This window comes from Flavobacterium sp. 22659, from assembly GCF_052044235.1.
GTDB lineage: Bacteria > Bacteroidota > Bacteroidia > Flavobacteriales > Flavobacteriaceae > Flavobacterium > Flavobacterium johnsoniae.
In genome coordinates, this window is sequence record NZ_JBQEMU010000022.1 from 100336 (window position 1) to 106885 (window position 6550).

General features: G+C 34.2%; 3 protein-coding genes. 2 read left to right on the forward strand and 1 reads right to left on the reverse strand.

Annotated features, from left to right (window positions below; genetic code table 11):
• Positions 1–48 precede the first annotated feature (48 nt).
• Together ACTJIW_RS19465 and ACTJIW_RS19470 are read left to right on the forward strand one after the other, a co-directional pair.
• Positions 49–4737 carry a hypothetical protein gene (locus ACTJIW_RS19465; protein ID WP_440714380.1) on the forward strand — a complete coding sequence of 1563 codons (4689 nt, stop codon included), beginning with the start codon at positions 49–51 and terminating at the stop codon, positions 4735–4737.
• Positions 4738–4897: 160 nt separating this feature from the next.
• A complete protein-coding gene (locus tag ACTJIW_RS19470) occupies positions 4898–5206 on the forward strand; it encodes a hypothetical protein (protein ID WP_433815503.1) in 309 nt (102 codons plus the stop codon).
• A 68-nt stretch (positions 5207–5274) separates the two neighbouring features.
• On the opposite strand, the gene ACTJIW_RS19475 is transcribed toward ACTJIW_RS19470, so the two are convergent.
• The gene (locus tag ACTJIW_RS19475; RefSeq protein ID WP_073407722.1) at positions 5275–6369 is read right to left on the reverse strand and encodes a Ppx/GppA phosphatase family protein; all 1095 of its coding nucleotides are present in this window, start codon (positions 6367–6369) and stop codon (positions 5275–5277) included.
• Positions 6370–6550 lie beyond the last annotated feature (181 nt).

Sequence of the window (6550 nt, forward strand, 5' to 3'; positions counted from 1 at the left end):
AAAGAAATAGGTATGCTTTATTTTTCAAAAAAACAGAATTATTTGCTTATGAAAAAAAATTACAAAATACATTTCGCATCGTTACTTATCTTGTTTTCGGTTGTTTTTTCTTATGGGCAGGACATTGCACCTCCAAAAGAATTAGGTGCAGCTTCGAGCTCTATCGAAAAGATCGAAGCATCTGACCGCTGGGTAGATAAATTTTCAAATCAGGATTTGGTAGAACTGCCAATAGGTATTCGTAATACGGTAAATAATATTCAATACTCTATTGGGATTACTAAAGCAACTTTTACTCCAGAGTACACAACTTTGACTGTTTTTTGCCGCGTTGATATTCCACAGAAAGATAAAAATGGACAGCCTATGCAGCTTTTCTTTGGTGCAGATAATGTTAAATTATCACATCAGGGAGGTATTATGGGCGAAGCAAAATTAGTGTTACTGGGCAATGTCGATATTCCGTTCAGCGATAATAAATGGCAGCTTTCATTATATGGAGGTTTCGACATGGCAACCGGAAATGTAAATGATCTTACCTATGTAAAAATTGACTGTGATGGATTTAAAGAAATGAAAGTTTCTGGAGCAGTTGAGTTTTCAAGAAATTTAATCCTGCCAATAGATCCATTAACAAAAACGGTTGACGAAGCAAAAACTACAATTCCAAAAACATATTACAACGGAAAAACTGTTCAAATACCAAATAGAGTTAGAGGGGAGTTCAGCTTTACAGCAGGAAGCTGGAATGATATTCTGGTAAATGTAAGTTTGCAGCCTTTTGTTTTAAAAGACAAACGAAACGGAAAAGACTTTGATGGTAATTTCCAATTTTTGGTAAATAATGCAGTACTGGATTTAAGCGATTTAAAAAACGATCCTGTAGTTGTTTTTCCAGAATATTATGCAAAAAATGCACTTTTAGTACCCAGTCAGGAAGCATGGAAAGGAGTATTTGTTCAGACTTTTGATGTAGGTCTGCCAAAAGAATTTCAAACTACAGATACAGCGTCAAGCAAAGAAAGACTTCATGTAGGAGCTCAAAACCTTATTATTGATAAATATGGAGTTTCGGGAACTTTTTATGCAGATAATGTTTTTCCTTTAGACAGAGGTATAACAAGTCAGGAAAAATCCTGGGCCTATTCCTTAGACCATATCGATGTTACAATTGCGGCAAATACTTTTGTAAAAGCAAATTTAAAAGGACAGATTCTTTTACCAATTAGTAAAGCAGGAACAGAGAAAAAAGAAACCGCTGCCACTCCGGCTGCAAATGCAAATGCGTCAGGAGATGCAGCATCAAATACTGCGGCTAAACAAAAACAGACCAATAGAGCCGGTTTAGAATACAACGGATTTATCTCTATGGAAGAACAGCAATTAGTTGTTATTACAAAAGATTCCATAGCCTTTGATATTTGGAAAGCAAAAGCCTTATTACTGCCTAACAGTTCGGTTGAATTAAAATTAGTTAACGGACGTTTTTTACCCAAAGCAAACTTAAATGGTTCCGTTTCTTTTGGGACCAATAAAGGAGCAACAGACGATAAAGATGTAGAAGGAAAACGCACTGTAGATTTTAAAGGTATTACTTTTGAAAATCTGCAGTTACAAACCGTTTCGCCTATTATTTCGGTTCGAAATATGGGTTATAAAGGCACAGTTGCCTTTGGAAACTTTCCGGTTTCTATAGGAAATATAAATGTTGCCATTAATGGAGATAATTCCAGAATCGATTTTGATTTAGGAATTAACCTGATGGAAAGCGTTGGTGCCGGAGCTACAGCCCGAATTGGGATAAAAGGTAAAATGTATGACGACGGATACAGGCAGCGAAGCCGATATGACGGTCTCGACCTTTCTGCCATTAATATTAACTGTAAGTTTAGTGGTCTAACCATTAACGGAGGTTTGATTTTAATGGAAAAAGATCCGGTTTATGGAGATGGTTTTAGTGCTAATCTTGCGGTTGATGTTGCGGGTGTTGTTAATGTCAAGGCAAAAGCTATTTTTGGCCGTACCACTTTTAGATATTGGTATTTTGATGCATCGGTTAAATGGCCGGCTACTCCAGCTCCTTTTATGATTAATGGTTTTGCAGGAGGAGCATATTATAAAATGCGTCGAAATGAAAATGTAGCGGTGGGTACATTTTCTGACTCAGGATTAAATTATTCTCCTGATGAAAAAATAAGTTTGGGAGTTAAAGCTTTAATATTTTTTCATATTGGTACAGAATCTATTTGTGATGGAGAAGCTGGATTTGAAATAGCATTTAACTCAAAAGGAGGAATAAACAGATTAGCTATTTTTGGTAAAGCAAATGTAGTTTCGCCAATTCCTCCAGCGTTAAAAAACATGGACAAGTTAATGGAAAAAGTATCTACAAATGTTACAGCAAAGAAAAGTTTCTTAGGAGTTACAGATAATGATCTTAAAGGTTCCTTTGCCAGTAAATATATTCCAGAGGCAAAAGAGGCAATTCCAGGTGATCTATCAGAAGCTATAGGAATAAAAATGGCTGCCGCTATCGAATTTGATTTTGAAAACAAATCGATGCACGCCACAACAGATGTCTATATTAATACACCAGGAAATTTCCTTTCAGGAATAGGACCGGGGGGACGAGCAGTTTGGGGCGTTTTTCACAAAGATCCAAAAGACTGGTACATGTACATGGGAACACCAGATGACCGATGCGGTATAAAAATAGGAGTAGCCGGAATGTATTTAAAAACAACAAGTTACTTTATGGCTGGAACAGTACTTCCGGGAAGTCCGCCGCCACCGCCTCAGGTTGCTCAGATTTTAGGTGTCGATTTAAAAGAACTGGATTATATGCGCGATGAAAACGCATTGGCAAACGGAGGAGGTTTAGCCTTTGGAGCCAGTTTAGATTTTGATACAGGAGATTTAAGTTTCTTACTTTTTTACGCACGTTTTCAGGCAGGAATGGGATTCGATATCATGCTTAAAGATTATCAGGAAGCAAGATGTTCGAATACAGGAGGTCGTGTAGGTATAAACGGATGGTATGCTAACGGACAATCGTATGCTTACCTGCAGGGAGAATTAGGAATTAGAATTAAACTATCATTCTTAAAATTAAAAGTGCCAATTATTTCAGGAGGAGCTGCAGTTTTATTGCAGGCAAAACTGCCAAATCCGGTTTGGATGCGAGGATATATGGCCGGAAATATGAATATACTGGGAGGACTGATAAAAGGGAAATTCCGCTTTAAATTTGAATTAGGAGAAGAATGCCAATTTGAAAACGCATTACCATTAGGAGGAATTAAACTAATAACCGATGTAACGCCAAAACAAAGCTCGACAGACGTAGATGTTTTTGCCGTACCGCAGGCGGCGTTTTCAATGAAAGTAAATGAAGCTTTTGTAATTCCTGAAGACTCAGGCGATGTAACTTATAAAGTAATTTTAGAGAAGTTTAAAGTATTTGACGGAACAAAAGAAATTCCGGGTGTTTTTGAATGGAGTTCTATGAAAGACAGAGTTAATTTTGTTTCAACAGATATTCTGCCTCCGCATAAAGAATTAAAAGTTCAGGTTGAGGTAAGTTTCCAAAAAATGGTAAACGGTACTTTCCAGCCAGTAAAAGTAGATGGAAAAATAGCTACAGAATATGAAGAAAGGTTGTTTACAACAGGAGGTGCGCCAAACCATATTCCGCTTACAAATATTAAATATTCGTACCCAATTGTAGATCAAAAATATTTCCTTGAAGAAGAATATCCAAAAGGTTATATTCAGCTGAAACGAGGTCAGGATTATTTGTTTGAAGATGCAAATTGGGAAACCAGCATAAAAATGGATCAGGACGGAACTTCTAATTCAAAACCTGTTGCCTTTAATTATGATACAAGTTCAAACGAAGTGTATTACAACCTGCCAAACATCGATCAGGACAAGAAATACAATTTTTCAATTGTGAGTAATTTGAAACAAAATACGGCGAAAAGCACAACATTAAATACAAAAACAAATACAATCAGCGATGAAGGAAATGATATCCAGATAAAAGAAAATCAAGCCGATGCGTTGTCTAAAGCCGAAGGAAGTATTGACCGTTTGAACTATTCGTTTAATACAAGTAAATACAAAACGTTTGCTTCTAAAATGAATGCAATAAATACGCAAAACTATAATTTTGGAGTTCTGTATTCAGATGTTATTTATTTAACCAATACCATTTCGAGCCAGGAAGCATTTGATTTAGTTGAGTTGAGCGGCGTAACGTACAGCGATGGTAAAGCACTTGTAACGGCAGAATCGAAACTAAACGATCAATATTATGCAACAGATATTTATCCTTATTTATATAAAGATTATCCTTTAAACGGTAGTTTCGCGATAAGTAACAGAGATACAAGTGAGTTAGGCGTTATTCCTGCAAAAGCAATTCCGCTTAATGCTTATTATATGACAAGTATAGAAAATGACGTTAACCAGTCGTGGACAAAAGGAAATTTCCCATTTAAGTATAATATGCCACTGCTTTACAAACAAGACTGGGTTGATTTAAGCAATCAGATTGTAAACTCTTATGTAAATGGCGAAGCAGGTGCCACGGCAATTGCTCAGCGTTTTATAAACAACAATTTCCAGTTTATGCGATACGGAAATTACGAAATAGTAATGAAGTATAATTTACCGGGAAATAAACAGGCAAATGAGTTTGTTTACAAATACAAAAACAATAATAATTTTAGGTAAACTAAAATTATTCAATTAAAAAGAAAATGCCGCTTAATTTTTAAGTGGCATTTTCTTTTTACACTTTTTTATTTTCTTGATTATCATATATGATAACCGAATTGAATTAGAATATCATCAAATTTGTTTTTTATAAAAAGATAATTTTAATCTGATAAAAATGAATGAAATTAAAAATTTAGAAGATATTAAAAAACTAACAACAGAGTTTCTAAATACTTTAAAACCAGCAAAAGATGAAAAAGATTGTTATACCGCAGAGGTTAAAGTATTAGATTATTATGAGTTAGGCTGTGTTATAACAAATATGCTGAAACTTTGTATTTTAGCACTAGAACATGAGGAACATAAAATCTTGGAAACAAGAAAAGATCAATCTATTAATGTAGCATTAATGCTCGAAGTAGTGCTGCAGCTTTTTCCTTTAGACGAATTTGAGTTTCTAAGCGAAATAAAACAACTCGTTTAATATAAAACCAAAATAAAAAGGCTTCAGATTTTCTGAAGCCTTTTAAAAATTGTAAAAACAGAAATGTTTTAAAAATTAGTGTTTACTTTTTTAGAACGTTCTGCTATAAATGAGATAAGCCATGTTACTTGTCCTTCTTTTACAAAGTATATTTTCTTTGTATCTAAGTTTGGCATAGCTTCCAGACAAGAAACAAGAATATTGTTTGCAGAGATTAAGTATTTCTGTTCGTAAGTACTTAAAACTCTTGCTGCTTCTGAATTGGTTTTTGCGAGAGCAGTAAACTTACCAAAATTATTTTTTAGAATTGCATCATAATCAATAACGTCTTGCAGAGTTAAAGCAATATAATGTTCTTTTACGTTTTCATTGTAGTATAAGGTAGAAAATGCCCAAACAGCACCACCTGATAAATACATTTTATCTTTTTTGAATAAAAGAGGATTTTTGTCAAATAAGTCTTTTACTTTTTTACGAAGAACGGAGTTAAAGTCAAAAGATTTTTCCTGATAAGCAGACATGTCATTTGCCTGAGATGGATTTACAACTGTTTTTTGTACAGCATCTGTAAGTGTCATTGTTCCAAAATCCAGTTCAAGAGGAATAAACTCTAATTTGTTGTCTTTAAGTTCGTCGATATAACCGCCTTTTGTAGTTTGAGCACCAATATCAAGAAGGAAAGCATTAGCGTAATCAACCGGAGGAATAGCACCTTTTACAAGTGTTTTTGCTTCTTCGTTAACATCTAGAACTTCAAGTTGTTTATTTGTAAGAGAAGCGATTTTGTTTTTTAAAACATCAATATTACGAGCAGATTGAAAAACCGGAGCTGCAACGATAAAAATGTTTTCTTCAAGAATTTTATATTCAGATCTTATTTTTTTTAATTGATCGCTGACAATAACGCTTGCTCTGTTTATATCTTCCTGAGGAAGTGCGTTTGATGCAGCAATATGATCAGCAAAAGGAATTCGTTCTGTCCAGAAAGAAAGGATTTTATAGTCAGCTTTTTTGATATTGTTTACATCAATAACTGAAACTTTTATAGCTCTTCTTCCAATTTCAATTCCTGCATAAATACTTTTTTGAGAAAATGCATTGATGGAAAAAAATAAATTTAAAAGAATAAAAAATAGAATCTGGGGGTTGTGTCTTTTAAGCATTGTTATTACGATTATATTATAATTTTAAATAAATTATTGTTTTTTATCTTAAGAACGCAAATAAAACCAATCAAATATTTATCAATTTTGAGATGTTTTTGGTTTTATACAAAAAAAGCTTCAGATTTCTCTGAAGCTTAGTCTTAGTAGCGGGAACAGGACTCGAACCTGTGACCTTCGG